The sequence below is a fragment of the Devosia sp. MC532 genome, from assembly GCF_016461625.1.
Classification (GTDB): Bacteria; Pseudomonadota; Alphaproteobacteria; order Rhizobiales; family Devosiaceae; genus Devosia.
The window spans coordinates 481,141-506,123 of record NZ_JAEMNZ010000001.1; the positions used below are offsets into that span (position 1 = coordinate 481,141).

21 protein-coding genes, 1 tRNA gene and 1 riboswitch are annotated in these 24,983 nt (G+C 56.4%); of the genes, 8 read left to right on the top strand and 14 right to left on the bottom strand.

Features of this window, described 5'->3' with window-relative positions; genetic code table 11:
- Positions 1-49: 49 nt before the first annotated feature.
- Together rlmC and JHC09_RS02245 are read right to left on the bottom strand one after the other, a co-directional pair.
- Positions 50-1,195 (bottom strand): 23S rRNA (uracil(747)-C(5))-methyltransferase RlmC, encoded by a 1,146-nt coding sequence (gene rlmC / locus JHC09_RS02240; RefSeq protein ID WP_199530625.1) that lies wholly within the window; start codon positions 1,193-1,195, stop codon positions 50-52.
- Between the two features lie 53 nt (positions 1,196-1,248).
- Complete coding sequence (locus JHC09_RS02245; protein ID WP_169196121.1) at positions 1,249-2,469, bottom strand: LL-diaminopimelate aminotransferase; 1,221 nt, start codon at positions 2,467-2,469, stop codon at positions 1,249-1,251.
- Positions 2,470-2,889: 420 nt separating this feature from the next.
- Between JHC09_RS02245 and JHC09_RS02250 the strand changes: the two genes are divergently transcribed.
- Positions 2,890-4,185 carry a glycosyltransferase gene (locus JHC09_RS02250; protein WP_169196120.1) on the top strand — a complete coding sequence of 432 codons (1,296 nt, stop codon included), beginning with the start codon at positions 2,890-2,892 and terminating at the stop codon, positions 4,183-4,185.
- Positions 4,186-4,350: 165 nt separating this feature from the next.
- Here the strand turns inward: JHC09_RS02250 and lon are convergent, their stop codons facing one another.
- Positions 4,351-6,774 (bottom strand): endopeptidase La, encoded by a 2,424-nt coding sequence (gene lon, locus JHC09_RS02255; RefSeq protein ID WP_199530626.1) that lies wholly within the window; start codon positions 6,772-6,774, stop codon positions 4,351-4,353.
- Positions 6,775-7,025: 251 nt separating this feature from the next.
- On the opposite strand from lon, the gene rocF reads away from it, so the two are divergent.
- A complete protein-coding gene (gene rocF, locus JHC09_RS02260) occupies positions 7,026-8,006 on the top strand; it encodes an arginase (RefSeq protein ID WP_199530627.1) in 981 nt (326 codons plus the stop codon).
- A gap of 210 nt (positions 8,007-8,216) precedes the next feature.
- Here rocF and clpX read toward each other — a convergent pair whose 3' ends face one another.
- The 3 genes from clpX to JHC09_RS02275 all read right to left on the bottom strand — a co-directional run bounded on the left by clpX (position 8,217) and on the right by JHC09_RS02275 (position 10,754).
- Positions 8,217-9,494, bottom strand: coding sequence for an ATP-dependent Clp protease ATP-binding subunit ClpX (gene clpX / locus JHC09_RS02265; RefSeq protein ID WP_169196117.1), 1,278 nt, complete (start codon positions 9,492-9,494; stop codon positions 8,217-8,219).
- A gap of 174 nt (positions 9,495-9,668) precedes the next feature.
- Positions 9,669-10,298, bottom strand: coding sequence for an ATP-dependent Clp protease proteolytic subunit (locus tag JHC09_RS02270; protein ID WP_169196116.1), 630 nt, complete (start codon positions 10,296-10,298; stop codon positions 9,669-9,671).
- Positions 10,299-10,526: 228 nt separating this feature from the next.
- Positions 10,527-10,754 (bottom strand): hypothetical protein, encoded by a 228-nt coding sequence (locus tag JHC09_RS02275; protein ID WP_169196115.1) that lies wholly within the window; start codon positions 10,752-10,754, stop codon positions 10,527-10,529.
- Positions 10,755-10,938: 184 nt separating this feature from the next.
- On the opposite strand from JHC09_RS02275, the gene JHC09_RS02280 reads away from it, so the two are divergent.
- Entirely contained in the window at positions 10,939-12,198 is a 1,260-nt protein-coding gene (locus JHC09_RS02280) for a cytochrome P450 (protein ID WP_199530628.1), read from the top strand.
- 94 nt (positions 12,199-12,292) lie between these two features.
- Here the strand turns inward: JHC09_RS02280 and JHC09_RS02285 are convergent, their stop codons facing one another.
- The 5 genes from JHC09_RS02285 to JHC09_RS02305 all read right to left on the bottom strand — a co-directional run bounded on the left by JHC09_RS02285 (position 12,293) and on the right by JHC09_RS02305 (position 16,759).
- On the bottom strand, positions 12,293-13,660 hold the full coding sequence (locus JHC09_RS02285) for a dicarboxylate/amino acid:cation symporter (RefSeq protein WP_199530629.1): 1,368 nt from the start codon (positions 13,658-13,660) through the stop codon (positions 12,293-12,295).
- A gap of 166 nt (positions 13,661-13,826) precedes the next feature.
- Positions 13,827-14,435 carry a hypothetical protein gene (locus tag JHC09_RS02290; RefSeq protein WP_199530630.1) on the bottom strand — a complete coding sequence of 203 codons (609 nt, stop codon included), beginning with the start codon at positions 14,433-14,435 and terminating at the stop codon, positions 13,827-13,829.
- A gap of 163 nt (positions 14,436-14,598) precedes the next feature.
- Positions 14,599-15,081, bottom strand: coding sequence for a 30S ribosomal protein S9 (gene rpsI / locus JHC09_RS02295; protein WP_169196111.1), 483 nt, complete (start codon positions 15,079-15,081; stop codon positions 14,599-14,601).
- Position 15,082: 1 nt separating this feature from the next.
- Positions 15,083-15,547, bottom strand: a complete 465-nt coding sequence (gene rplM, locus JHC09_RS02300; protein ID WP_169196110.1) for a 50S ribosomal protein L13 — start codon at positions 15,545-15,547, stop codon at positions 15,083-15,085.
- A 159-nt stretch (positions 15,548-15,706) separates the two neighbouring features.
- The gene (locus JHC09_RS02305; protein WP_199530763.1) at positions 15,707-16,759 is read right to left on the bottom strand and encodes a COX15/CtaA family protein; all 1,053 of its coding nucleotides are present in this window, start codon (positions 16,757-16,759) and stop codon (positions 15,707-15,709) included.
- An 89-nt stretch (positions 16,760-16,848) separates the two neighbouring features.
- Here JHC09_RS02305 and JHC09_RS02310 point away from each other — a divergent pair, with 89 nt between their 5' ends.
- The gene (locus JHC09_RS02310) at positions 16,849-17,067 is read left to right on the top strand and encodes a DUF2842 domain-containing protein (RefSeq protein WP_169196109.1); all 219 of its coding nucleotides are present in this window, start codon (positions 16,849-16,851) and stop codon (positions 17,065-17,067) included.
- Here JHC09_RS02310 and JHC09_RS02315 read toward each other — a convergent pair.
- Both JHC09_RS02315 and JHC09_RS02320 read right to left on the bottom strand, forming a co-directional pair.
- Positions 17,064-18,104: a polysaccharide deacetylase family protein gene (locus JHC09_RS02315; RefSeq protein WP_199530631.1), complete on the bottom strand. Its 1,041-nt coding sequence runs from the start codon at positions 18,102-18,104 to the stop codon at positions 17,064-17,066. The genes JHC09_RS02310 and JHC09_RS02315 overlap by 4 nt on opposite strands.
- 11 nt (positions 18,105-18,115) lie before the next feature.
- Positions 18,116-20,392: a GumC family protein gene (locus JHC09_RS02320; RefSeq protein ID WP_199530632.1), complete on the bottom strand. Its 2,277-nt coding sequence runs from the start codon at positions 20,390-20,392 to the stop codon at positions 18,116-18,118.
- 189 nt (positions 20,393-20,581) lie between these two features.
- Between JHC09_RS02320 and JHC09_RS02325 the strand changes: the two genes are divergently transcribed.
- The 3 genes from JHC09_RS02325 (at position 20,582) to JHC09_RS02335 (ending at position 23,816) form a co-directional block, all read left to right on the top strand.
- Positions 20,582-21,094 carry a polysaccharide biosynthesis/export family protein gene (locus JHC09_RS02325; RefSeq protein WP_248308866.1) on the top strand — a complete coding sequence of 171 codons (513 nt, stop codon included), beginning with the start codon at positions 20,582-20,584 and terminating at the stop codon, positions 21,092-21,094.
- A 44-nt stretch (positions 21,095-21,138) separates the two neighbouring features.
- Entirely contained in the window at positions 21,139-22,230 is a 1,092-nt protein-coding gene (locus JHC09_RS02330) for a glycosyltransferase family 4 protein (protein WP_349236506.1), read from the top strand.
- 74 nt (positions 22,231-22,304) lie between these two features.
- Positions 22,305-23,816, top strand: coding sequence for an undecaprenyl-phosphate glucose phosphotransferase (locus JHC09_RS02335; RefSeq protein ID WP_199530635.1), 1,512 nt, complete (start codon positions 22,305-22,307; stop codon positions 23,814-23,816).
- Between the two features lie 266 nt (positions 23,817-24,082).
- On the opposite strand, the gene JHC09_RS02340 is transcribed toward JHC09_RS02335, so the two are convergent.
- Positions 24,083-24,159 (bottom strand) — tRNA-Pro (locus tag JHC09_RS02340).
- A 234-nt stretch (positions 24,160-24,393) separates the two neighbouring features.
- On the opposite strand from JHC09_RS02340, the gene JHC09_RS02345 reads away from it, so the two are divergent.
- Positions 24,394-24,597 (top strand): YMGG-like glycine zipper-containing protein, encoded by a 204-nt coding sequence (locus tag JHC09_RS02345; RefSeq protein WP_169196103.1) that lies wholly within the window; start codon positions 24,394-24,396, stop codon positions 24,595-24,597.
- 191 nt (positions 24,598-24,788) lie between these two features.
- A riboswitch (FMN riboswitch) is annotated at positions 24,789-24,930 on the top strand.
- Positions 24,931-24,983 lie beyond the last annotated feature (53 nt).

Below are 24,983 nucleotides of genomic sequence, written 5' to 3' on the forward strand. Positions count from 1 at the left end.
TACAAAAGATGACAATCATTGTCATGGAAATTATTGGATGCCCGCGTGGTCAGTTTCGACGGGTGAGCAAAACCATGATTTCGTAGTGATCGGTTTGCGGGAACATGTCGAAGAGGCGGATACGTTCGGCTGCATAGGATGGCAGCATTTCCAAGTCGCGCGCCAAGGTGACGGCATTGCAGCTGGAATAAACGATGGTCTCGGCCTTAGTCGCTTCGAGCGTGGCACAAAGCTTATCACCAAGCCCACGACGAGGTGGATTGACGATAATGGCGTCAATCGTTGTTTCGGCATTGAGCCCTGTCGCGTCTCCGACAGCGAAGGTGACATCGGCGAGGCCCGCTTCAGCGGCGCTCAGACGCGCAGACTCGACGGCAGGTTGACTTACCTCGACGCCATGCACTTTCCGTCCCGGCGCAGCGACGTGAAGGGCAAAGCCCCCTACTCCGCAATACAGGTCCCAAACGTTATGCGCTTCGGCTTCGTCGATCCACTCGCGCGCCTGATCGTATAGAGCCTTGGCAATATCGGTGTTGGTCTGGAAGAAGCTCGCCGGACGCAGGTGCAGCACATGCTCGCCCAAACGCATAGCAAGCGTTTCATCGCCCGCCAGAAGAACCTCCTCATCCCCTTCCACCACGGCTTTATGCTCGGGCAGCAGGTTTGCAGTGACGACAGCCAGCTGAGGGAGCGCGGGAAGCAGGTTCGGCAGATGTTTTTGCATCCGGCTCAGCGCTTCGGTGGAACGCAGAACGAAGCGCACCATCAATTCGCCGGTGGCGGATTGCGTGAGGAGGACGTTCTTGAGTTCGCCACGACGATTGGCAACATCGTAGGGCGGAATTCGCGCGGCGGTGATGAAGGCTTTGATTGGGTCGAAAGCGGCACGCAGACCAGTTTCGAGAATGCCACAGGCTGAGAGATCGACGCCGTGCTGGGTTGCGTCGAGAATGCCGAGTGTCGGCGCTTCTATCGTGCCGCCCACAACCATTTTGGCCTTATTGCGAAAAGCCTCAGGGCGACTGAGCATGGCTGGTAGCCATTGCGCCGAAGGGTATGCGGCGAGCAACGCGCGGGCATGCGCATCTTTTGAGGAAATCTGCGCATCATAGGGTGTCCCCATGAGCGTACACGAGCGGCAGACGCCATTGTCGTAGTAGCCGCATTGCATAACGGTGCTCAGAGATGAATTCACCCGTTTACCTCACGGCAAATAGGGAGGCGGACCCCGCCTCCCTAAGCTTGAAATTACTTTACTTCAGCGACTGGAGCGGTGTTGCTCTCATCAGACTTGCCGCCAAGGAAAGCCTTGATGTTGCGAGCCGCCTGACGAATGCGCTGTTCGTTTTCAACGAAGGCCAGACGAATGTACTGGTCGCCGTATTCACCGAAGCCAACGCCTGGAGCCACGGCAACGCCGGTCTCACGAACCAGAAGCTTTGCAAACTCGAGCGAACCGAGGTGCGCATATTTTTCTGGAATTGGTGCCCAAGCGAACATGGTCGCCTTTGGCACAGGAATATCCCAACCAGCACGGCCAAAGCTCTCGACCATAACGTCGCGGCGGCTCTTGTAGATCTTACGCACGTCTTCAATGACATCGTCCGAACCATTGAGCGCAGCGACTGCTGCCACCTGGATCGGCGTGAATGCACCGTAGTCGAGGTAGGATTTTACGCGGGCAAGAGCGGCGATGAGGCGTTCGTTACCGACGGCAAAGCCAACGCGCCAACCTGGCATCGAATAAGTCTTCGACATCGAGGTGAATTCAGCGGTGATGTCTATCGCGCCCGGAACCTGCAGAACCGACGGAGGTGGTTCGCTTTCGTCGAAGAAGATTTCCGAATAGGCCAAATCCGACAGGATGAAGATGTCGTGCTCTTTGCAGTACTTGACGACTTCAGCGTAAAAATCGAGCGTCGCTGTGTACGCGGTCGGGTTCGCTGGGTAGTTCAGAACCAATGCGATCGGCTTAGGGATCGAGTGGCGAACAGCGCGATCGAGCGAGCGCATGAAATCTTCATTGGGATCAGCCGGCATGGAGCGGACAACGCCGCCAGCCATAATGAAACCGAACGAGTGGATCGGATAGGTCGGGTTTGGCACCAGAACCACGTCACCCGGAGCGGTGATGGCCGACGCCATATTTGCAAAGCCTTCCTTCGAACCCAAGGTTGCCACAACCTGAGTGTCCGGGTTCAGCTTCACGCCAAAGCGACGCTCATAGTAGTTTGCCTGAGCGCGGCGCAGGCCGGGAATGCCACGCGAAGTGGAATAGCGGTGGGTGCGCGGATCGTTGACCGTTTCCTTGAGCTTATTAACAATACGCTCAGGGGTCGGCATATCTGGATTGCCCATGCCCAGATCGATGATGTCTACGCCATCGGCGCGCAGCTTGGCCTTAATCGGGTCAATGTGAGCAAAAACGTAGGGCGGGAGACGACGGATGCGATGGAATACTTCGCTCATGGGGTCCTCGTGGTCTTTTCGACCGAAACAGGTCGCGACGCGCTCACAGGCAGCAGACCTCGGTATAGGAGATCAATTATCGCGGAATTGTGGTTCTGAATGGGTTAAGAGTCCGCTCGGCGGACCTCGACAAATTCTATTCGGCTCTTCCCGGCCAGCTCGTGGCCATTGGGAAGAGCTATCGGGCGCTCGCCTTAGCGACCGCAACGGCCGCCACAATATTGCCGGTGAGCGCAGCTCCAAACCATGCAACAGTGAACGGAGACGCCATGTCTCTTGCCCTTCGGAAACGACTTCTGGTACCACGTCGACGCGTGACCAAGCTTTCATAAGTTGTCCGACCGTGCTTGTAAATGCCGTAGAGGCGCTACAATTATGTCTGACCCAAGGGTTATCGGCCGGAATTATTCAGGTAGGTGCATGAAGAAGCGTATCGCTATCGCAACCATAGGCACCTCGGGCGACGTTCGCCCTTATCTCGCGCTTGCGCTGGAATTGAAGCAAGCCGGCCATGATGTGATTCTGGGCACTAACGCCGACTTTCAGCACCTTGTGGAAAGCCACGGCATCGAATTCTGCAATCTTGGAACGCGTATTCAGGACTGGTTGAACGACAGCCGCTTCGACGACGCGGTCAGCAAGATGAAGATTCATCAATTCCCTCAGATCCTGCGCAAGGGTCAGGCGCTGGTCGAAACTGCTGCCCGCAATGCCTGGACCATGGCGCAGGGCGCCGACGCGATAGTGGTCAACATCAACACCAGCTTTGGGATCGATATCGCCGAAGCGCTGAACATCCCCGTCATCATGACGGCGATGCAGCCGCTGAACCCAACGCGCGAATTCCCAATTAGCGCCTACGAAATTCCTGATCTCGGGGCGACGTTCAACAAGCTCTCCTATATCTCGATGAACTTCCAGCAGGCCTATTTTGACCTGCCGCGCGATCGTTTGCGCAAGGAACTCATGGGTCTCGGACCGCGCAAGAAGGGCGGGCTGTTCAAAGACAGCCTCGGCAATAATCTGCCGACCCTTTACACTTATTCCTCGCTGGTTTCTCCGCGCCCGCGGGATTGGCCGCAGACGGCGGTTGTGACCGGGTTCTGGTTCCTCGACGACCGCACAGGCTGGAAACCCTCAGCAGAGCTGCAGGCGTTCCTCGATGCAGGCCCTGCCCCGGTTTATATCGGCTTTGGTTCAATGCCGTTTGGGTCGGATCGCAATACGGAAATTCTGCGTGGCGCGATCAACCTCTGGGGCGGTCGAGCGATTGTTTCGCGCGGCTGGGGCGGCATCAACACCGACAATTTGCCGGATACCGTCTTCGCGGTGGATGAAGCCCCGCACGACAAGCTCTTCCCCCTTTGCTCGGCCGTCGTGCACCACGGTGGCGCCGGAACCACAGCTGTGGGGCTGCGCGCAGGTCGTCCGACCTTCACTGTGCCGCAGGCGTATGACCAGCGCTATTGGGGCCGTCGCGTGCGCGCCTTGGGCTGTGGCCCTGCCCCGATCCGTCAACGCGAGATGACCCAAGAAAAACTCGCTGACGCGCTGCATGAGGTCACGAGCAATAAGCAAATGGCCATTAACGCACGCAACATCGGCGAAGCATTGAACCAGGAAAACGGGCTAGAAACCTCGGTAACCTTTATCGAGGCGACGATCGCTGCCGCAGCTGCGGGTGCCCGTCGGTTCCCACGGCCCAGCAAGCTCTGAGCTAAGAACCTATCTCTGAAATTGCTAACAGCGCCTCCTTCGGGACGGCGCTGTTTTCGTTTTGAAACAACGCACTAGCGATTGTCTCTCAGGCATTGATTCCGAACCAGAAACAAAAATGGCGACCCGAAGGTCGCCATTTCCAACGTTTGGTCTGCGGCACGATTAGTGGGTCACCCCGAGCGCTGCTTCGTCAGAAGTGTCAGTGGTCTTGACCACTGGCTGTTCGTCGAAGTTCCACTCGATTGCCTCAGGCTTGCGCACCAGAGCATGCTCGATGACTTGATCCATCCGGCTCACAGGAATGATTTCCATGCCCTGCTTGACGATGTCCGGAATCTCGACGAGATCGCGAACGTTCTCTTCTGGGATCAGCACGGTCTTGATGCCACCACGGAGTGCCGCAAGGAGCTTTTCCTTGAGCCCGCCGATTGGAAGCACGCGACCACGCAGCGTGATTTCGCCAGTCATGGCAACGTCGTTGCGAACCGGAATACCGGTCATGACCGAAACGATTGCCGTTGCCAGACCGATACCAGCCGATGGACCATCCTTCGGGGTTGCCCCTTCTGGTAGGTGGACGTGGATATCGCGCGTGTCGAACATCGGCGGCTTAATGCCGAAGTCGATGCAGCGGGACTTCACATAGGCCTGTGCCGCAGTCAGCGATTCCTTCATCACTTCCTTGATGTTACCGGTGACCGACATGCGGCCCTTACCCGGCGTCATCACGCCTTCAATTGTCAGCATTTCGCCACCAACCGAAGTCCACGCCAGGCCAGTCACCAGACCAACCTGTGCTTCCGCTTCGATTTCGCCGTGCTTGAAGACCAGCGGGCCGAGATATTCGGTCAGCTTTTCATCATCGATGGTGATCGACTTGACCTTCTTGCGCACGATGTCGGTGACAGCCTTACGCATCAGCTTGGAGATTTCACGCTTGAGGTTACGGACGCCGGCTTCACGGGTGTAACCGCGAATAACCTTCATCAGCATCTCATCGGAGAGAATGAACTCACCGTGCGCCACGCCATTTTCCTTAGCAGCCTCTGGAAGCAGGTGCTGCTTAGCAATCGCGTGCTTTTCCTCTTCGGTGTAGCCGGAGAGGCGGATGATCTCCATGCGGTCCATCAAAGGACCTGGAATGTTGAGCGTGTTCGACGTCGTCACGAACATCACGTCCGAAAGGTCGAAATCGACTTCCAGATAGTGGTCCGAGAATGAGTTGTTCTGTTCTGGATCGAGCACTTCAAGCAAAGCCGAAGACGGGTCGCCCCGGAAGTCCTGGCCCATCTTGTCGATTTCATCGAGCAGGAACAGTGGGTTGTTCTTACCCACCTTCTTGAGCGACTGGATGATCTTGCCCGGCATGGAGCCGATATAGGTACGACGGTGCCCACGGATTTCCGCTTCATCGCGCACGCCGCCTAGGGCCATACGGACGAATTCACGGCCCGTAGCCTTGGCAATCGACTTGCCCAGCGACGTTTTACCGACGCCCGGAGGACCAACGAGGCAGAGGATCGGCCCCTTCAACGTGCCTGTGCGCGCCTGAACGGCCAGATACTCGAGAATGCGTTCCTTGACCTTTTCGAGGCCATAGTGATCCGCGTCGAGAACCTTCTCGGCAATAGCCAAGTCGCGCTTGACCTTGCTCTTCTTGCCCCAAGGCAAGCCGAGCAGCGTATCGAGATAGTTGCGCACGACTGAGGCTTCCGCCGACATCGGGCTCATCGCCTTAAGCTTCTTGATTTCGCCTTCGGCCTTAGCCTTGGCTTCCTTGGAAAGCTTTGTATTGGCAACGCGGTCTTCGAGCTCAGCGACTTCGTTGGCACCTTCTTCGCCATCGCCCAGCTCGCGCTGGATCGCCTTCATCTGCTCGTTCAGGTAGTACTCGCGCTGGGTCTTTTCCATCTGGCGTTTTACACGCGAGCGGATGCGCTTTTCGACCTGAAGGACGCCGATTTCGCCTTCCATGAGAACGATGATCTTCTGCAAGCGTTCGATAACGCTGACCATTTGCAGAAGCTCTTCCTTCTCAGGAATCTTGATTACGAGGTGGCTCGCAATTGTATCGGCCAGCTTGCTGGCGTTTTCGATCTGACCAACAGCGGCAACGACTTCAGCTGAAATCTTCTTGTTCAGCTTGACGTAGTTTTCGAACTCGGACTGAGCCGAACGGGACAGCGCTTCAATTTCGGTGGCGTCTTCGACTGGCTCTTCCAGCACAGACGCTTCGGCTTCGAAATAGTCTTCGGTCTGCAAATACTGGTCGATGCTGGCGCGGCTGAGCCCTTCCACCAGTACCTTAACGGTACCATCGGGGAGCTTGAGCAACTGCAGCACAGTGGCAATCGTGCCAGTAGGATAAATCTGGTCTGGCGCCGGATCGTCGTCCTGCGCGTTCTTCTGCGTCACGACAAGGATATGCTTGTCGTCGCGCATAACTTCTTCCAGCGCCTTGACCGATTTCTCACGGCCAACGAACAGCGGCACAATCATGCCTGGGAAGACGACGATGTCGCGCAGAGGGAGAACCGGATAAACCCGGTCCCGGCTGGTTTCGCCGGTGGAAGTAACTTCCGACATCACATTTCCTTTCCGAGGTGCGCCTGAGGCAGGCAAATGACGCACCCGTATTGCGACAACTCAACCAAACTAGGTTGGGCGATTTCCATTAATAAATAGGTTTAAGGAACGCTGTCGCAAGTGACCAATGACGCTTTTCTATCACATCTATGCCCTACGCACAGGAGATATGTCCGAGCACAGGGAACACTGATGTGCCTTGCATTCAGGCCGGGTGTATAGTTTCTGAACCTGAGCACAAGGAGCGCCCCATGACTGGCCTATTCCGACCCAAGCGCATCGACATTCTAGGGATCGCAACCGCGTCTGGCGCCTCAGTGAGAGGATGCGGCATGGGCCCAGAAGCTCTGCGTGTTGCGGGCCTTGTGGAAGCCCTCATCGACCTTGATCACGAGGTTGCAGATTATGGCGACCTGAGGCGTTCTCAGCCAGAAGTCTCCACCAATCCATCCAGCACGCGCCTGCCCGAAGTGCGAAAGGCAGATGTGCTGGATTTGGCGGCTCGCACCAGCGACGCTGGCTTTGCAATTTTGCAGGCTGGGAATACCCCGGTCTTTTTAGGTGGCGACCACTCGATCGCAATCGGAACGGTGTCGGCCGTCGCCCGCCACTGCGCGACAACGGGCCGACCTGTGCATGTGTTGTGGATTGACGCCCACGCGGACTACAACACGCCCGTAACCTCCCCTACTGGCAATCTGCACGGCATGCCGCTGGCGCTGCTCTGTGGCGAGCCAGAGTTTGACGAGAGTTTTAAGGGCGACTGGCTCGGTCGGATTGAGCCCCGCAATGTGACGATTTTTGGTGCGCGGTCTGTGGATCGCGATGAGCGCCGACTGGTGCAAGCGCGCGGTGTCGATGTGGTCGACATGCGCCGGCTCGATCAGCTTGGTATCGTTGCTGCTATGCAAAAAGTTATCGACAAAGCCAAAATTGCGGGAGCGCATCTGCACGTCAGCTTTGACGTCGACAGTCTCGACCCCTCGGTTGCTCCGGGTGGTGGCACGCTGGTGCCTGGCGGCCTCACCTATCGTGAGGCGCATTTGATGATGGAAATGATCCACGACAGCGGGGTTATGGGGTCGTTCGATGTTGTGGAGCTGAACCCGTTCCTCGATGAAGGCGGAAAAAGCGCGACGGTTCTCGTGGATTTGGTCGCCAGCCTCTTCGGGCGGTCCATTATGGGCGAAGAGCCGGGGCCGATGGAATTTGTGACAGGGGAAGAGGGCTAGGCACCACACGCTCACCCACTGCCCTCTCCAAGGCGTCATCCCCGGGCTTGTCTAGGGGGATCGAGACTGACGCGCCATCGCACTGGATTGCCCGGTCGAGCCGCGCAATGACGGTGGAGGAGATAGGCGCAGGAAGCGGCGGGGATCTATACCCAAAAACAAAAAGGCCTCCCCTAAGGGAGGCCTTTTCTAATTCGTCGGCAGGGAAGCTTAGGCGGTTGCCGGCGCTTCTTCCTTGGCCTTGTCGGAGTAGATGTAGAGCGGACGAACGTCCTTGCCCTTGACCACTTCTTCCGAGATGACGATTTCCTGGACGCCTTCGAGGCTTGGCAGGTCGTACATGGTATCGAGCAGAATGCCTTCCATGATCGAGCGCAGGCCACGAGCACCGGTCTTGCGTTCGATTGCCTTCTCCGCGATCGCCTTGAGAGCGTCTTCGTGGAAGGTCAGCTCAACTTCTTCCATCTGGAAGAGGCGCTGATACTGACGAACGAGTGCGTTCTTCGGAGCCGTCAGGATTTCGAGCAGAGCCGGAACGTCGAGATCTTCGAGCGTTGCCAGAACTGGCAGACGACCGATGAACTCTGGGATCAGGCCGAAGCGAACCAGATCTTCTGGCTCAACATCTGCGAGGATCTTGCCGACACGACGATCGTTTGGATCCTTGACGACAGCGTTAAAGCCGATGCCGGAACCTTCACCGCGAGCAGAGATGATCTTTTCGAGGCCAGCAAACGCACCACCACAGATGAACAGAATGTTCGTGGTGTCGACCTGTAGGAATTCCTGCTGCGGGTGCTTACGGCCGCCCTGCGGAGGCACGGAGGCAACGGTGCCTTCCATGATCTTGAGAAGAGCCTGCTGCACGCCTTCGCCCGACACGTCGCGGGTGATCGAAGGATTGTCCGACTTGCGGGAAATCTTGTCGACTTCGTCGATGTAGACGATGCCGCGCTGCGCCTTTTCAACGTTGTAGTCAGCAGCCTGAAGCAGCTTCAGGATGATGTTTTCAACGTCTTCACCAACGTAACCGGCTTCGGTCAACGTGGTGGCGTCAGCCATGGTGAACGGCACGTCGAGAATACGAGCCATTGTCTGCGCGAGCAGAGTCTTACCCGAACCCGTCGGGCCGATCAGCATGATGTTGGACTTGGAAAGCTCAACATCCTGATTCTTCTGCGCGTGATGCAGGCGCTTGTAGTGGTTGTGGACAGCCACGGAGAGCACGCGCTTAGCGCGGTACTGGCCGATGACGTAATCATCGAGCACCTTGCAGATTTCTGCAGGGGTCGGCACGCCCTCGGAGGACTTGACCATAGAGGTCTTGTTCTCTTCGCGGATGATGTCCATGCACAGCTCGACGCATTCATCGCAGATGAACACGGTCGGACCGGCGATTAGCTTCCGAACTTCGTGCTGCGACTTTCCGCAGAACGAGCAGTAAAGCGTGTTCTTGGACGTTTCGCCGTTTGTTGTCTCTTTGGACATCAGTCACTCCCGGAGACTCATCGCCCCCAAAATCAAGCATTCGCCTTTAAGGCTAACGCTCAAGGCATAAAGAAAGTCTAAGCCGAAACAACCTTAAAGGTCGCTTCGGCTATGCGCAATTGCACCAGGATCACACTCCACGGCGCATTGGTTTAGTGCTTAACGCACCAAACCTTAGATGGCAGCGTCTGGAACAACGCGCTTTTCAAGCACGGTGTCGATCAAACCCATTGCCTTGGCTTCTTCTGGCGACAAGAAGTTGTCGCGTTCGAGAGCCTTTTCGATCTGGTCGTAGGTCTGACCAGTGTGTTTTTCGTAAATCTGATTCAGGCGACGCTTCAGGCCTTCAACTTCCTTGGCGTGGATCATGATGTCAGTGACCTGACCCTGGAAACCACCGGATGGCTGGTGAACCATGATGCGCGAGTTTGGCAGCGCTGTACGCATGCCAGCCTCACCCGCTGCGAGCAGGAGCGAACCCATGGAGCATGCCTGACCCATAACCATGGTCGCAACCGCAGGGCGGATGAACTGCATGGTGTCGTAGATCGACAGGCCCGAGGTCACAACACCGCCCGGGGAATTGATGTAGAGCGCGATTTCCTTCTTCGGGTTTTCCGATTCAAGGAAAAGCAGCTGCGCGACGATCAGCGAGGCCATGTTGTCCTCGACCGGACCGGTCACGAAAATGATGCGCTCGCGCAGCAGGCGCGAGTAAATGTCGAACGCGCGTTCGCCACGATTGGATTGCTCGACGACCATCGGAACGAGCGTGTTGGTCAGAATATCGTGCGGATCCCGCATGTGTAGCCCCTTGGCTCCCCGAATGGGTGAGCGGTTTTAGTTCACCTCTAGTCCCTTACGCGCACCGGACAGGACCATAACGTGAGAAAGAAACGAATCGGCGCGTTTGAAGCCGATTGCATTCGATTTGCCCTTAACGCGCGGTAAAGGCAGAGATAGGCACCAATAGGGCAAGCTTCAATAGGAAGCACGCCCTATGATGCAGAACGGTAAATAGGCGCAAATTTATCAGCTGAAGCTGACAGCTACGCCCTTCTTTTTGAAGTAGGACTGCATCAGCTTGCGACCCTGACGGTTCGGCTGGGGAAGCTTTGCTGTTTCAAACACTGCTTCCTTGACGCCTTCATGGGCCATAGCGGCCTTGAGCGCTGCAATCTGCAGGTCCAGGTCTTCGTTGTCGTTCTTGATCGATGCCAGTACGGCGTCAATTGCGGCAGAGACGGTGATATCGCTCACTTGTCCAGAATCCTCAGTCGTATTTGCTCCTTCAAGACATGATTGCGAGGCAAATGCCAAGCCCTCTATGTTCACAGTGGCTTTTGAAAGGCTCGGTGTTTGCGGGCAAACTAGCATGCAAGAAGTGGATTTGCTTTGTTGCAAGAGCGCCTTAAGCTGGGCCATCGTATGAAAGTCCCGACCCATGGCCTCCATTCTTCAAGTTCGACCAGTCACCGATGCCCCCGCCCATTTGCGGGCGAGTGCCAAGCCACAAGACCCCGCATTCTTCCAGAACCCCTACCCGTTCTATGCTGAACGACACGCCACGAGCCCGTCGTTCTTTTGGGAGGAATATGGCCACTGGTGCTTTGCGGACTTTAAAACCGTCAGCCTGCTCATGCGCGATAAACGCTTTGGCCGCGACATTCTGCATGTGGCAACGCGCGAAGAAATTGGCCTCGAACCGCCAAAAGCGCACACTGCAGACTTCGATCTGACCGAAAAATACTCGCTGCTCAATCTCGAAGCCCAAGCGCACACGCGCCTGCGCACGCTGGTGAACCGCGCGTTCGTATCCCGCCAGGTAGAAGCCTTGCGTCCGCGCATTCGCCAGCTGGCCAACGACATGATCGATAAGTTTGAGGGCCAAGACAGCGTTGACCTGATTAAAGCTTTTGCCGCCCCTATTCCGGCAATCATCATCGCCGAGATGATTGGCCTGCCTGCGGAAATGGCACCCAAACTGCTCGAATGGTCCAACCGCATGGTGACCATGTACATGTACAATGTGACCATGGACACCGAGCTCGACGCCAATCAGGCGGCTAAGGAATTTACCGAGTATTTGCGCGGGGTCATCGCTGAACGACGTAAGGAGCCCAAGGCGGACCTCCTCAGCCACATGCTGACGTCAGACCGGGATGGCGACGTTCTGATCGAAGATGAGGTCATGTCGACCGCCATTCTTCTGCTCAATGCCGGTCACGAAGCGACCGTGCACACGACGGGCAATGGAGTAAAATCCATCCTCGAGAGCGGTCTTGATCCGAAGACGCTATTCGCAACACCAGAGCAGACGGAAAAGACGGTGGAAGAATGCCTGCGCTATGACGCGCCGCTGCATTTGTTCACCCGCTATACGCTCGGCGACGACACGGAGCTAAACGGCATCCCCCTGCGCAAGGGTGATGTGGTCGGCATGATGTTGGGCGCCGCCAACCGCGATCCAGTGCGTTTCGCTAACCCGAACACATTTGATCCCTTCCGGACTGATGGCGCGAACGTGTCTTTTGGCGCGGGCATTCACTTCTGCATTGGCGCGCCGCTCGCCCGTATCGAGTTGCAGGAAGCCATGAGCGTGCTTTTTGAGCGCCTGCCGAATTTGCGGATAGCGGAAGAGCCAAAGTATGGCGACGTCTACCACTTCCACGGACTGACGAAGCTCATGGTGCGCTGGAAGTAATTCTAGCGCTAATAGCACCAGACGTCGAAACACATGAAAAAACAAAGGGAAGGCCCGAAAGCCTCCCCTTCTGATTCAGGATGATGTGTTGCGCTTATTCTGCTGCAACCGCGTCTGCATCGAGGTCTCCGATGGTTTTGCCGTTGTCGTAGACAGACTGATTGAGAATGCCCTGACGCTTAGCAACGATGGTCGGGACCAAAGCCTGCCCAGCCACGTTGACCGCTGTGCGGCCCATGTCGAGGATCGGGTCAATCGCCAGCAACAGACCAACGCCTTCCAGCGGCAGACCAAGGGTCGATAGAGTAAGCGTCAGCATGACGGTCGCGCCGGTCAGGCCTGCCGTAGCCGCCGAACCAATAACCGACACGAACACGATCAGCAGGTAGTGTTCCAGACCAAGCGAGATGCCGAAGAACTGCGCGACAAATATTGCGGAGATCGCCGGATAAATCGCAGCGCACCCATCCATCTTTGTGGTCGCGCCTAGAGGCACAGCGAAGGAGGCATACTCACGCGGCACGCCGAGGCTTTTTTCCGTAACACGCTCAGTGACGGGCAATGTGCCGATGGACGAACGTGACACGAAGGCAAGCTGAATGGCAGGCCAAGCGCTCTGGAAGTACCGGATAGGGTTGAGGCCATTGACCTGCAACAGAACCGGATAGACGACGAAGAGGACAAGGAAGAGGCCGATGTAGATGGCAGCAGCGTACCAGCCGAGTTGCGCCAGGGCGTCCCAGCCATAGACCGCCACAGCATTGCCCAGAAGGCCAATGGTGCCGATTGGGGTCAGGCGAATGACCCACCACAGAACCTTGTGGATGATCTTGAGGAAAGAGCGATTGAACGCAAGGAACGCATCAGCGGCGGGGCCAACGCGCAGGGCTGCAATACCGACAACGATCGAGACAATGAGTATCTGCAGAACGTTAAAGTTGAGACTCGTCGTCGCCCCAGCGTCGGTGACGCGCGTTGATGCCTGCAAGCCGATGAAGTTGGACGGGATGAGGCCCTTCAAGAAATCGAGCCAGGAACCCGTCGACGAAGGCGCGCGAGCCGCTTCTGCGGCGACTGCAGTGTTCACACCCGGCTGAATGATCAGACCAAGCGCAATGCCGATGGCGACAGCAATGAGCGCCGTAATGGCGAACCACAGAAGCGTCTGCCAGACGAGCTTAGCAGCGTTGTTGAGCTCACGCAGATTGGCAATGGAGGCCACAATGGCGGTGAACACCAGAACAGGCACCAGAGCGCGCAGCAGCGACACAAAGGAAGAGCCGACGGTGGACAGTGTAACAGTGAGCCAGTTCGCGCCGCCAGCGGCGTCTGGCCCCATGTTGCGGGCGATAAAGCCCAGGATGAGGCCAATGACCATGGAGATGAGGACCTGAACACCAAAATTGGTGTACCAAGGCTTTGGCGCGCGAGAGGTGACGCCTGACGATAATGAGGTGGGCATTTTCTTTCTTCCCCAAAGAACGGCATCGCCCGAGCTGTGAGCAACTTGCCTAGTAATTGGCCAGACTCTACGCCTGTGAGTTACAAAACGCAGCGAATGGCGTTTCATTTCCTTCGGGGAGAGAAGTTTTTTCTACTCGCTTAATGCGATCGCGCCGAAAACAGTATCAAGAGCGGCGCGTGAGCAAAGTCAGTATACCCGCCACCAATGGCAGGACGACGAAAACTGCCGAGATAGTCAGGATTAAGGCGCCCGGCCCCGGATTTGACCACGCCGCATAGCCGAGGCTCACAGCGCCGAGCGCACTGACGAGTGCGGAACCACGATGCACAATCACCCACGCACGATCCGAAACGACGCGCCACGGCATTCGCAAGCCGCCGTAGCTGTGACGCTCTGCTTCAAACAGCATTGCCGCCAGCACCATAAGTGCTGCTGCACACAAGCCCGCAGTTACACGAAAGAAATCAAGGTCTGACCCTATCCCCATGAGCAACAAGCCAAGCTGACATCCCGCGATGACCATCAAGATCAACCGGATAGCAGGCTCTAAAATATGCTGAGTTTTGGCAAAATGGTTTTTCGTAAACGCGCGACCAAGGAGAAAGAACCCCAGCATAATGACGAGTTGGATCGCCGGCGGAGTGAGCAGTGCAAGATTGCGCGGCCACAGCCAATCGGCGGTGCTGCGTGTGAAATGCGCGGGGAATAGAAACGTTTCAGGAATCTGCAGATAGCCGACCCCCGCTATCGCGACCGTGACGCCAAAAACCAAGAGATGGAAGCGAGTAATAAGAGACTGCATGATGGGCTATATAGCGATGCCCCGCGCAATTAGGAGGGGCGCACGAAGAATAATGCGCTGTCCTCTACCGCCAACTGCGCAAAAGAAAAGGGCCGGTTTCCCGGCCCTTTCCAAAATACAGAATCCGTAGCGATTAACGCTTGGAGAACTGGAAGGACTTACGGGCTTTCGCCTTACCGTACTTCTTACGTTCAACAACACGGCTATCACGGGTCAGGAAGCCACCCTTCTTCAGAACGCTACGCAGGGTAGGTTCGAAGTAGGTGAGAGCCTTGGAGATGCCGTGACGAACAGCACCAGCCTGACCGGACAGACCACCACCAGCAACGGTGACGTTCACGTCGTACTGGTCCAGGCGCTCGGTCGCAACGATTGGCTGCTTGACGATGAGCTGGAGAACTGGACGAGCGAAGTACTTGGAGAACTCACGACCGTTGATGGTCAGAGTGCCCTTGCCTGGCTTGATCCATACGCGAGCGACAGCGTTCTTACGCTTGCCGGTTGCATATGCGCGGCCGAGGCTGTCGAGCTTCTGAACGTGAACCGGAGCAGTGTTAACAGCCGGAGCGACTGCTGCAGTGCCGAGATCTTCGAGAGAATTGATGGTTTCGGCCATGTTACTTCACCCGTGCATTCTTGGGGTTCATCGCAGCAACATCCAGCGTAGCTGGGTTCTGTGCGACGTGTGGGTGCTCGGAACCAGCGTAAACGCGGAGGTTCTTGAGCTGAGCGCGGGTGAGCGGGCCACCTGGCATCATGCGGCGAACAGCGTTTTCAAGAACGCGGTTCGGGAAGCGACCTTCGAGCAGCTGACGTGCAGTGCGGTCCTTGATGCCACCAGCAAAGCCGGTGTGCCAGTAGAAGCGGTGCTGGTCGAGCTTGCGGCCAGTGAGCTTTACCTTGTCGGCATTGATGACGATGATATTGTCACCCATGTCCATGTGTGGGGTAAAGGTTGGCTTGTGCTTGCCGCGCAGGCGCGATGCAATGATCGAAGCAAGGCGACCCACGACGAGGCCTTCGGCGTCGATCAGGATCCACTGCTTTTCGATATCGCTCGGTTTTGCCGAGAACGTTGTCATAATCGAATTCCCTAGATTCAGGAGGCCAAATCCGCGCACGGATGGCCGTTTCGTGGCGGGTTTAAGAGGGATTCCCTCACCCGTCAAGAGCCTTTAAAAAGCTCAATAAAAACAACAGGTTAGAACTGCGGTATTATATTACCGCAGTTCTTTGTGTTGTTATCGGGCGCGACGCATATCAGCCAAATAGAGCACGATAGCGCCTGCCAGAATAAAGGCGAGACCCTGGTGCGCGACAGCCAGATCGATCTGAATGTCCGACAGGAGTGTCGCAATACCGAGGACGACTTGAGCGAGAACGAGCACGCCAATGCGGATTAGCCAGGTGTGCACGCCAGCAAAACCACCATCCTTAGCGCGACGCCAGATCAGGAAACCAACGAAGGCTGTGATCAGATAGGCGATGTTGCGGTGATTGAACTGAACAGTCAGCGCGTTCTCAAAGAAGTTCTTCCAAACCGGATCCATCACGAAGAGGCCGTTCGGAATGACCGAGCCATCCATGAGTGGCCAAGTCTGATAGCCCTTCCCCGCATCCATACCGGCTACAAACGCACCCGCAGCGATCTGCAAGATAAGGACGACCAGCAGAGCAATCGTCGTCACCCAATTAAAGCTGCTGACGTGCCCAAGTGTACGTCCGGGTGTGATCGTCCGTGCAACATAGAGCAAGGCGTAGAGCAGCACGCCAGCGGCGGACAAGTGCGCCGCCAAGCGATACTGAGATACCGATGTCAGCTCAGATAGGCCCGAGGACACCATCCACCAGCCAAGGAAGCCCTGGAAACCGCCCAAAAGGAACAGACCAAAAAGGGGCAGAGCGAGGTCTTTGGAAAAGCGCTTCTGAGCCAAGAACACAACAAATGGGATCAGGAAGACGAACCCGAGCGCGCGCGCCAAAAGACGGTGGAACCATTCCCAGAAAAAGATCAGCTTGAAATCATCCAAGCTCATCCAATGATTGATGACCGTGTATTGCGGGATCTGCTTATACGCTTCGAACTCCGCTTCCCAATCGGCTTGGGTCAATGGAGGAATTACACCCGCGACGACATTCCAGCTTGTGATCGACAGACCAGACTCGGTGAGGCGGGTGATGCCGCCCACAACGACAATCAGCAGCACGAATGCCGCCATGCCATAAAGCCAAATACGCACCGGGCGGAGGCGGTCGGCCGCAAAGCTCACTTTGCCCGGGGCCGCATCTTGCATGAAGGTCACGACGCTAATTTCCAGTATCAGTTAAGGTGCGGGAGTGGTAATCCCCCCGCGACATTATCGCAACAGACCGGATGCCGCATATGAGTCAGCGTAACCGCAAGTTGATTGGCGCATTTTTGCTGGTCATTTCCATCGCTGGATGGGCCGTTTTGGGCACTTGGGGCTATCTACTCTTGCCTGAAGGGCTGCCGGGGCTGGTGCTGATCATCTATTTTATTTTCGCGGGCATGGGTTGGACGATCCCAGCGATGATTCTCATTCGCTGGATGGCCAAGCCCAATCCCCTGCCCCAACGCTAACCCGATATCCGGCCCAACTGAGTGAAGAGCCCGCCACTGGCAAAGATGTCGGCGTAGCGCTTTTGTTGGAACAGCCCATTGAGCGACACTCGCGGCAGCGCCGCAGGTGTTTTGCGATGGTGAGGATAAAGACCACCGGGTCGCGTCGTCACGCCCGAGGTGAACCCCAGTTGCGCGACAAGTTCAAACTCCCGCTCCCCGCAAGAAAGCGGCCCGCCGAGGGGATAAGAGAAGTGTTTCGGTCGTTGGCCGAGGCGTTGCTCTAGTGCCGTCACCGACTCCACAATTTCAGCTCGTGCTTGATCCAACGGCAGTTTAGCCAATTCATAGTGGTTGACGGTATGCGCCCCGATCGTTGCCAGTGGGTGATTGGCCACCTGCTTGATCTCGTCCCAATCCATGATTTCCGCGCGACATTGAGCTGAGAGGTCATAGCCGTAATTGGCAGTGAATTCCGCCAGCAGCGCCAGTCGCTCCGTTTCCGGCATTTTGCGCATATGCCAATAGAGCTGATTGAAGGCGGTGTGCTTTTCTTTTGTCGAGCGAGAAGGGAGAACGACGGTACCCGAGGAGCCTTGGAACCGAACCTCCCCTGCCTTGCCGATTATGTCCTCAATAGCTTGCCACCAGAGCTGCCCGCCGCCCGAAGGAAAGGCGGTCGGCACATAAAGCGTGAATGGGGTGCGGGCCGCTTCCAGCACAGGAAGGGCGTGGCTCAGATTGTCCTTGTAGCCATCGTCAAAGGTCAGCACGACAAATGTCGATTTGGCCCTCGGCATCGTGAGGCGATCCAGCGCCTCGTCCAAGTTTACAACCGGTATTTTGCGATCGGCCAGACGCTCGAGGCAGTAGGCGAGGAATTCCGGCTGCACCTGCAATATGCCGTTTGGCGCAAAAGCCTTTGGGGGCTGAGGCAGCACGCGATGCAGTGTCCAAATGACGCCCCGCGCGTCTGAAAACTGCTCGAACAACCTCGGTGCGTTCGCGAGCCAAAGTGCCTCAAAAGCGGCACGGATCAGGGTGTATTTCAGCGCCATAGTCAAACTGCCTAGGCTGCGACAGGCTTGGTGACCGCAGCGACGTCCACTGAAGCGTATCCGGCCTCAAGCAGCTTTTGTCGGGCCACAAAGGCTGACGTCAATTCGCTATTGCTACCAACAACCAGAACCACACGCCCCCCCACTTGCGCAAAATCAGCAAGCAAGGACTGCGTCTTCGTCTCCCCAGTCAGGACGACGACGACCTCGTAGATATCCGTCAGGGCTTCAATCAATGTCACAGGACGCGGTGAGGTGCGATCGAGACCAGCGTGGCGACCCCAAGACACTTCTGCAAAGCTGTTGTCGGCAGACTTCTGGACCACATCTCCGAAACGCGCTTCGCCCAGAGTGAGATCGGACAGTCCCGGCGCGGCCGTAACCTTGCCAGACCCCGCATCAACCAAGGCCACACTTAGGCCTTTGGAAAGCGCATCCGCGACGAGAATTTCAGCAAGATGTTCACCACCCTCCTCGGCTCCGTGATCGGTCAGCAGCAGGAGATTGGTGCGCCCCAAAACCAGGTCAGCAACGAGTTCGTTATAACGGATCAGCCCCTTGTCGACGGGCTCAACAACAGGCTCAGCCGCATTGAAACCAAACCGCTCAACAGACGCATCCTCTACAGGAGCAGGCGAAGCATCTGGAGCCCTGTTCTGGTCTGTCTCGGCAAGAATCTTGCGCACCATTTCTTTGACATTTGCCAGATCCACACCGCCGGACTGAGGTTGTTCCGCAGTTACGATGGTCTCATCGTCAGAAGCGGCCCCAGCGAGAATTGGCTGTTGAAGCGTAGCGATATGCTCTGCGAGATCGCCCGCGGTATTGTTACCAGGCGCGTCCGACGGACGGCCTTGTTGGCCCCAATGCTCTGCAGCCGTCCGGGACGACACGACCGCACGACCGGACATCAGCTCCCCAAAAATTGCCCCGCCGATTTGGCAGAAAATCGACACAAACGCGACCGCAGACATAATGAGAGCGGTCTTCGGCGCTGACGGGGAAGAAGCAGCAGCAGCAGCAGTTACGACACGGACGTCAGGCAATTCCGAGTTGATGTCGACCCGTGTTGACGAGGCGTTGTAGCGCAACAAATACGCTTCCAGCAGGTCGCGTTGCGACTTAGCCTCACGCTGCAAGCTATCAAGGGTCACGGTATCGATGGTTGCCGTCGACGCGGTGTTCTTGGCCGCTTCAAAGTCAGCACGCAGCGAGGCTTCTTGGTCGGTGTAAATCTGCGCTTCGGCCTCTAGCGCGACGGCCATCCGCTGCGCTTCAGCACGGACCTGCGCATTGAGTTCGCCGATCTGAGCATTGAGGGCACGCATCGTGGGATGGCTACTGAGGAGCGTTGCGGAACGCTGGGCCAGTTCACTCTGAATGCGCGCCTTCTCTTGTGACAGCTGCTGCACGACGAGGGATGACTGAACGTCGACCAAGCTCTCAACCGGCTGGTTACGACCAACAACGTCACGGATTAGGGCAGCGCGTTTTTCAGCATTGCCACGCTGCTCTTGTACTGCGCTGATCTGCGACGCGATGGTCGACAAACGCTGATCCAGCAGGCTGGTGTTACCCTGTCCGATATAAAGATCATTCGCGACTTTGAAGTCAGCGACCGCACGCTCGGCTTCACCGACGGACACCCGCAGGCGATCGATTTCCTCGAGTAGCCAACCGGACGTCTCGACATTATCGGAGAGGCTCAATCCCGCACGACGCTCAACATGCGCCTTCGCGATGGCATTGGCGATTTGGGCGGCCAACTGCGGCTCACGCGACGAGACCGTTATCGCGATCACGGCGGACTGAGGCTGCTGCGACACCGATAAGCTAGCAGAAAGAGCTGATAAAACCTGTGAGTCGACGCTTTGTGGTGTTTCCGCGCGGCGACCGAGCTGCGGCAGCAAGGCACCGAGGTCAAAGCCACCTTCTTCAGCGCCACTAAATTCGGGCACCGAGCGCAAATTCAACTCATCAATCACCCGCATCAGAGTGTCAGGTGATTTGATGAGCTGTATTTGACTTGCCACCACACCGGCCGGGTTCGTGGCAAACATACTAAGCCGCGCATCACCCGAATTCTGTCCGGAGGCACTCTGGCGCGGCTCAACAAGAACAGCCGCAGTACCTTCGTAAGTCCTTGGAACAAACATCAAAATTACGAATGTCACCGAGAGCAATGCAAGTGTCACCGCGATAATTCGCGGTAACTTCCGGCCTACTGCAGAGAGCAAACCAGCAACGTTAATTCGCCCATCATCGATGACTGGTGACTCGTAAACCATTAGTGGACCCCAAATTCCTTGTTGGAATAGAGCGCCGTTACGATCAAAATTCAGTTAATCTTCTCGCGTTTTTACTAACACCTACTCGACGCTATCACTTTCTTAACCACGACAGAACATAAGTTCAAAGACAGAATAAGTAGGGTTAAGATGCGCTGCGCTCTCATTATTGCGTTGGTTTTGCCGGTTATGTTGGGCGCATGCACCACAACGCGCCCAACAGCCTATTCTGTTGAAACACGTGGCCCTTACCAACTAGACACGGGTGATACTGTTCGAGTGTCGGTTTACGGCGACCCCGAAATATCCAAAAGCTACCGTGTGGACGACAAGGGCGCCATTGCCTTCCCGCTTGTCGGCGCGGTTCAGGTCCGGGGCACCACAACAGAACAGGCGTCAAAGCGTCTCGCCTCGGCGCTCGCCAATGGCTACATGCGCAGCCCGGATGTGGCAGTTGAGATCGAGCAATATCGCCCGTTCTATATTGCCGGCGAGGTGAAAACCTCCGGCCAGTTTCCATATGTCTACGGCATGACAGCGCGCGCCGCGATTGCCACAGCAGGTGGCTTCACCCCCACCGCAGACCGAAACCAAGTGATCGTCTATCGCCGCCAGGCCGACAAAATGGGCCGTAGCCCGGTCCCTCTGGATTTCCCGATTGCTCCCGGCGACACGCTGGTGATTTCAGAGCGCTGGTTCTAAACAAGTATTCGCGCATAAGGAGCGTGCCAATGCGTATTTTGCAGGTGCTGCGCGCTCCGGTTGGCGGCCTTTTCCGCCATGTCTGCGACCTAACCGAAGAGCTTTCTGCGCGTGGCCACGAGATTGGCATAGTCGTTGACGCCCTCGCAAGCGATGCTCAGACCGAAACCAAGCTCAAAGCGATAGAACAGTTCACGAGTCTGGGCGTCTACCGCCATCCAATGCCCCGAGTTTTCGGCCTGGGCGACCTCAAGACACCGTTCGCGGTCAACAAATTGGCCAAACGCCTAAACGTGGATGTTATTCACGGACACGGTGCAAAAGGCGGATTCTACGCTCGTCTCGCCCGGCTGGGCGGCAATAAGGCCCGCACGGTCTACACGCCTCACGGTGGCGTCTTGCATTTTCCGTCCACCTCACGCTCTGGGCAGATATTCCACAAGTTGGAACGCGCACTCATGCGCAAAACAGATGCGATAATTTTCGAAAGCCATTTCGCGCTCAAAACCTACAGCGCGTTGATCGGAGCACCCACCTGCCCGACGAGTGTTATCTATAACGGGCTCCGCCCTGCCGAATTCGAGCCCCTCGAACATATCCAGCCGCTGTCGGATTTTGTCTTTGTGGGCGAGCTACGCGAGCTCAAAGGCATCTTCCACCTTGTAGAAGCGCTGGCCCAAATCAAGCGAGCCGATGGTAGCCGACCGACCCTCGTCGTGGCCGGCGATGGTCCATCTCGACCAGAGCTAGAGAAAATGATCTCAACCCTCGGACTGACTGATCAAGTCCGGTTTTTAGGATCTCGTCCGGCGCGCGAGGCTTTTGCGCTGGGCGAGTGCGCAGTGCTCCCGTCCCTCGCTGAATCCCTACCCTATGTAGTGATGGAAGCAACCGCCGCAGGTCTCCCGGTGATCAGCACCCGTGTTGGCGGAATCGCTGAAATATTCGGCCCCACTCAGGAGCGGCTAATTCCAGCCGGTGATACAACCGCCCTGACCAAGGCAATGCAGGCGCACCTTTCTAACCCGACGAACGAAATCAATGCGATACACGCCCGTCGCAGCTATGTCTCTGAATTCTTTACGTTAGATTCAATGACAACGTCGATATTAAACATCTATCAACCAAGCAAATAACTTCGACCATATCGATTCACACATTCGCTGATGTTTGTGGTCAATAGTACCCATAGAGCGGGTATTAATTCGATATGTTTCAGATCGACACGCAGTCAGTATTACAAAATCAGGTAAGCCAGAGAGCACCATCTGGTGGCACATTATCGCCGCGCGCAGAGGAACTCATAAGCGCACCTGCTGACGTGGGATATTCAAGCGCTGTTATTACGGGTATCGCGCAGATCGTTGAAGCGATCCTACTGATCACAATTGGCTGTGCGATCTACTGGAGCTACGTCGGCACGGGACAAGAGAATTTCTATCTGCCGGTCATTTTGGCAAGTGGCCTTGTGGCAAACTTGTTCTTCAACATTGCGCGAACCCATCGTATCCGCGCCTATAGATCGCGATTTTGGCAACTGGGGCGCGTGTTAGCAGGCTGGTCCAGTGTCATCGCAATCTTGGCTATCGGGTTCTTCTTCTTCAAAGCGGGCGATCAGGTTAGCCGCGTCTGGCTGATGAGCTGGTGGGCCCTCGGTGGCATTACCCTCGTAGTCTATCGACTTAGTCTGCGTTCGTTGGTTCAACATTGGAGCGACGCCGGACAACTCAAGCGTCGGACTGTTATCGTCGGTGGCGGACAAGACGCTGCTCAGCTGATCAACCAGATCCAAACTAGCGCCAAGTCCGACATTGAGCTTATCGGCCTTTTTGATGATCGCGTTGACGATCGCTCACCAGATGAAGTGAGTGGATTTTATAAGCTCGGCCGTGTTTCTGATCTGGTGGAATTTGCCCGTCGCACGCGTGTCGACCTCGTGCTCGTCTCCATGCCACTGTCCGCAGAGAAGCGCGTTCTCGACATGCTGACCCAGCTCTGGGTTTTGCCTGTCGACATCCGACTCTCAGCGCATATGAGCAAACTGCGTTTCACCAATAAGGCATATTCTTATGTCGGCGACCTGCCCGTGCTCGACATGGCTGACAGACCGATTTCAGACTGGAATCTTGTATTCAAATGGGCTTTTGACAAAACTGTCGCGATCCTGGCGCTTATCGCGCTTTCGCCCATCATGCTCATCACCGCCCTTGCGATTAAGCTAGAGAGCAAAGGTCCGATATTTTTCGTTCAAGATCGACACGGCTTCAACAACGAGCTGATCCGAATCTACAAATTCCGCTCCATGCGAACAGACATGCTCGACGCCAATGCTACAAGACTGGTGACTAAGGACGATCCGCGCGTCACCAAGGTTGGTAAGTTTATCCGCCGGACCTCAATTGATGAGCTGCCGCAGCTTTTCAATGTGCTCAAAGGTGAGCTGTCGATCGTCGGCCCTCGCCCCCATGCTCTACAGGCTAAAGCGGCGAACACGCTGTATTACGAAGCCGTGGAAGGGTATTTTGCTCGCCACAAGGTCAAACCTGGCATAACCGGATGGGCTCAAATTAGCGGCTGGCGCGGCGAAACTGATACGCTCGATAAGATCGAACAGCGCGTGAACCACGACCTCTATTACATTGAAAACTGGTCGATCCTGTTCGACCTCAAGATTCTTGCACTAACGCCGTTCCGCCTCTTCTCGTCCGGGAATGCGTATTAAGTCCCGTCGTGCTGCGATTAGCTTTCCCAAGGTAGAACCAGCACACGCCCTGGCGCTAGTCTTCCCCGGCCTTGGGGACAGCCGACTCCCATAAAGGCAAGGATATTGAGGCAGCTCAGGAGACGACCGAGCGGCCTCTTGGCCGCTGATAGCCTCTCAGTCCCACAGGACCCGTGCCTCAGGCAAAAAGCTGTCAAGAATAGCGGTTATGGGAAACAAAAAACCGCTCAGCGAGGCCAAGCGGCGTATGAACGGTCATCACAAAATGGTCGGAGCGGCGGGATTCGAACCCACGACCCTTTGTCCCCCAGACAAATGCGCTACCAGGCTGCGCTACGCCCCGACTAGAAAATCTCATAAGGAAACAGGGGTTTTGGCGCAACCCCTAAAAAGTCGGCGCATCGACCATTTGCCGAGTATCGGGAGGTTTTACACATCTCGGGCACCAATGACGGCAATAGCTCACCGCCCCGCAAAGTCGGCGGTTCAACAGCCACATTGCGGGTGCGGGATAAGTGTTTTGCTCGCCTGCCAGATCGAATATGATAGACGCCCCACACCTATCCGGAGGACTATAATGAAGAAGTTCGCACCAATCGCGCTTGTCGCTTTCGCAGCTCTGACAATGACCGCATGCACAACCACAGAGCGCACTGTGACCGGCGCAGCTGTAGGCGGCGCTGGCGGCGCGTTAGTTGGCGGCGCCCTTGGCGGCTACACCGGCGCTGTCGTTGGTGGCGCTGGCGGTGCGGCTGTCGGCGCGCTGGTCGCCAACCGCTAATCGTCGATCTTTTCTTAGGGCCCTACCCTAAGCTAGCGTGCTAGGCTCGATCCGGGTGCTGAGGTATTCGGATTGAGTAGACTTTTTAGAAGCCAAAGCAGCCGCGTCGCCCTCCTGCGCCAGTTACACTTTTGTGCTCTCTTGCATTCTCTGGCGCCCTACCCTAGGTCTGAGGCATGCGGGATTAGCCGCATAGTTCTCAGGGCGGGGTGAAAGTCCCCACCGGCGGTAAGGCTAACAAAGCCAAGCCCGCGAGCGCTTCTTTCGGGAAGGTCAGCAGATCCGGTGTGATTCCGGAGCCGACGGTCATAGTCCGGATGATAGAGAACGGGATTTGGTACCCAGATTGGGTATGCATGCCTTTGCGCGCGCATACCTGCTGTCGC

Bases quoted from the DNA above. Each gene is read 5' to 3' on its own strand.
- JHC09_RS02245 (WP_169196121.1), bottom strand. From the start codon at position 2,469: ATGAGCGAAGTATTCCATCGCATCCGTCGTCTCCCGCCCTACGTTTTT.
- JHC09_RS02250 (WP_169196120.1), top strand. From the start codon at position 2,890: ATGAAGAAGCGTATCGCTATCGCAACCATAGGCACCTCGGGCGACGTT.
- lon (WP_199530626.1), bottom strand. From the start codon at position 6,774: ATGTCGGAAGTTACTTCCACCGGCGAAACCAGCCGGGACCGGGTTTAT.
- rocF (WP_199530627.1), top strand. From the start codon at position 7,026: ATGACTGGCCTATTCCGACCCAAGCGCATCGACATTCTAGGGATCGCA.
- clpX (WP_169196117.1), bottom strand. From the start codon at position 9,494: ATGTCCAAAGAGACAACAAACGGCGAAACGTCCAAGAACACGCTTTAC.
- JHC09_RS02270 (WP_169196116.1), bottom strand. From the start codon at position 10,298: ATGCGGGATCCGCACGATATTCTGACCAACACGCTCGTTCCGATGGTC.
- JHC09_RS02280 (WP_199530628.1), top strand. From the start codon at position 10,939: ATGGCCTCCATTCTTCAAGTTCGACCAGTCACCGATGCCCCCGCCCAT.
- JHC09_RS02285 (WP_199530629.1), bottom strand. From the start codon at position 13,660: ATGCCCACCTCATTATCGTCAGGCGTCACCTCTCGCGCGCCAAAGCCT.
- rpsI (WP_169196111.1), bottom strand. From the start codon at position 15,081: ATGGCCGAAACCATCAATTCTCTCGAAGATCTCGGCACTGCAGCAGTC.
- rplM (WP_169196110.1), bottom strand. From the start codon at position 15,547: ATGACAACGTTCTCGGCAAAACCGAGCGATATCGAAAAGCAGTGGATC.
- JHC09_RS02305 (WP_199530763.1), bottom strand. From the start codon at position 16,759: ATGCAAGATGCGGCCCCGGGCAAAGTGAGCTTTGCGGCCGACCGCCTC.
- JHC09_RS02310 (WP_169196109.1), top strand. From the start codon at position 16,849: ATGAGTCAGCGTAACCGCAAGTTGATTGGCGCATTTTTGCTGGTCATT.
- JHC09_RS02315 (WP_199530631.1), bottom strand. From the start codon at position 18,104: ATGGCGCTGAAATACACCCTGATCCGTGCCGCTTTTGAGGCACTTTGG.
- JHC09_RS02320 (WP_199530632.1), bottom strand. From the start codon at position 20,392: ATGGTTTACGAGTCACCAGTCATCGATGATGGGCGAATTAACGTTGCT.
- JHC09_RS02325 (WP_248308866.1), top strand. From the start codon at position 20,582: ATGTTGGGCGCATGCACCACAACGCGCCCAACAGCCTATTCTGTTGAA.
- JHC09_RS02335 (WP_199530635.1), top strand. From the start codon at position 22,305: ATGTTTCAGATCGACACGCAGTCAGTATTACAAAATCAGGTAAGCCAG.
- JHC09_RS02345 (WP_169196103.1), top strand. From the start codon at position 24,394: ATGAAGAAGTTCGCACCAATCGCGCTTGTCGCTTTCGCAGCTCTGACA.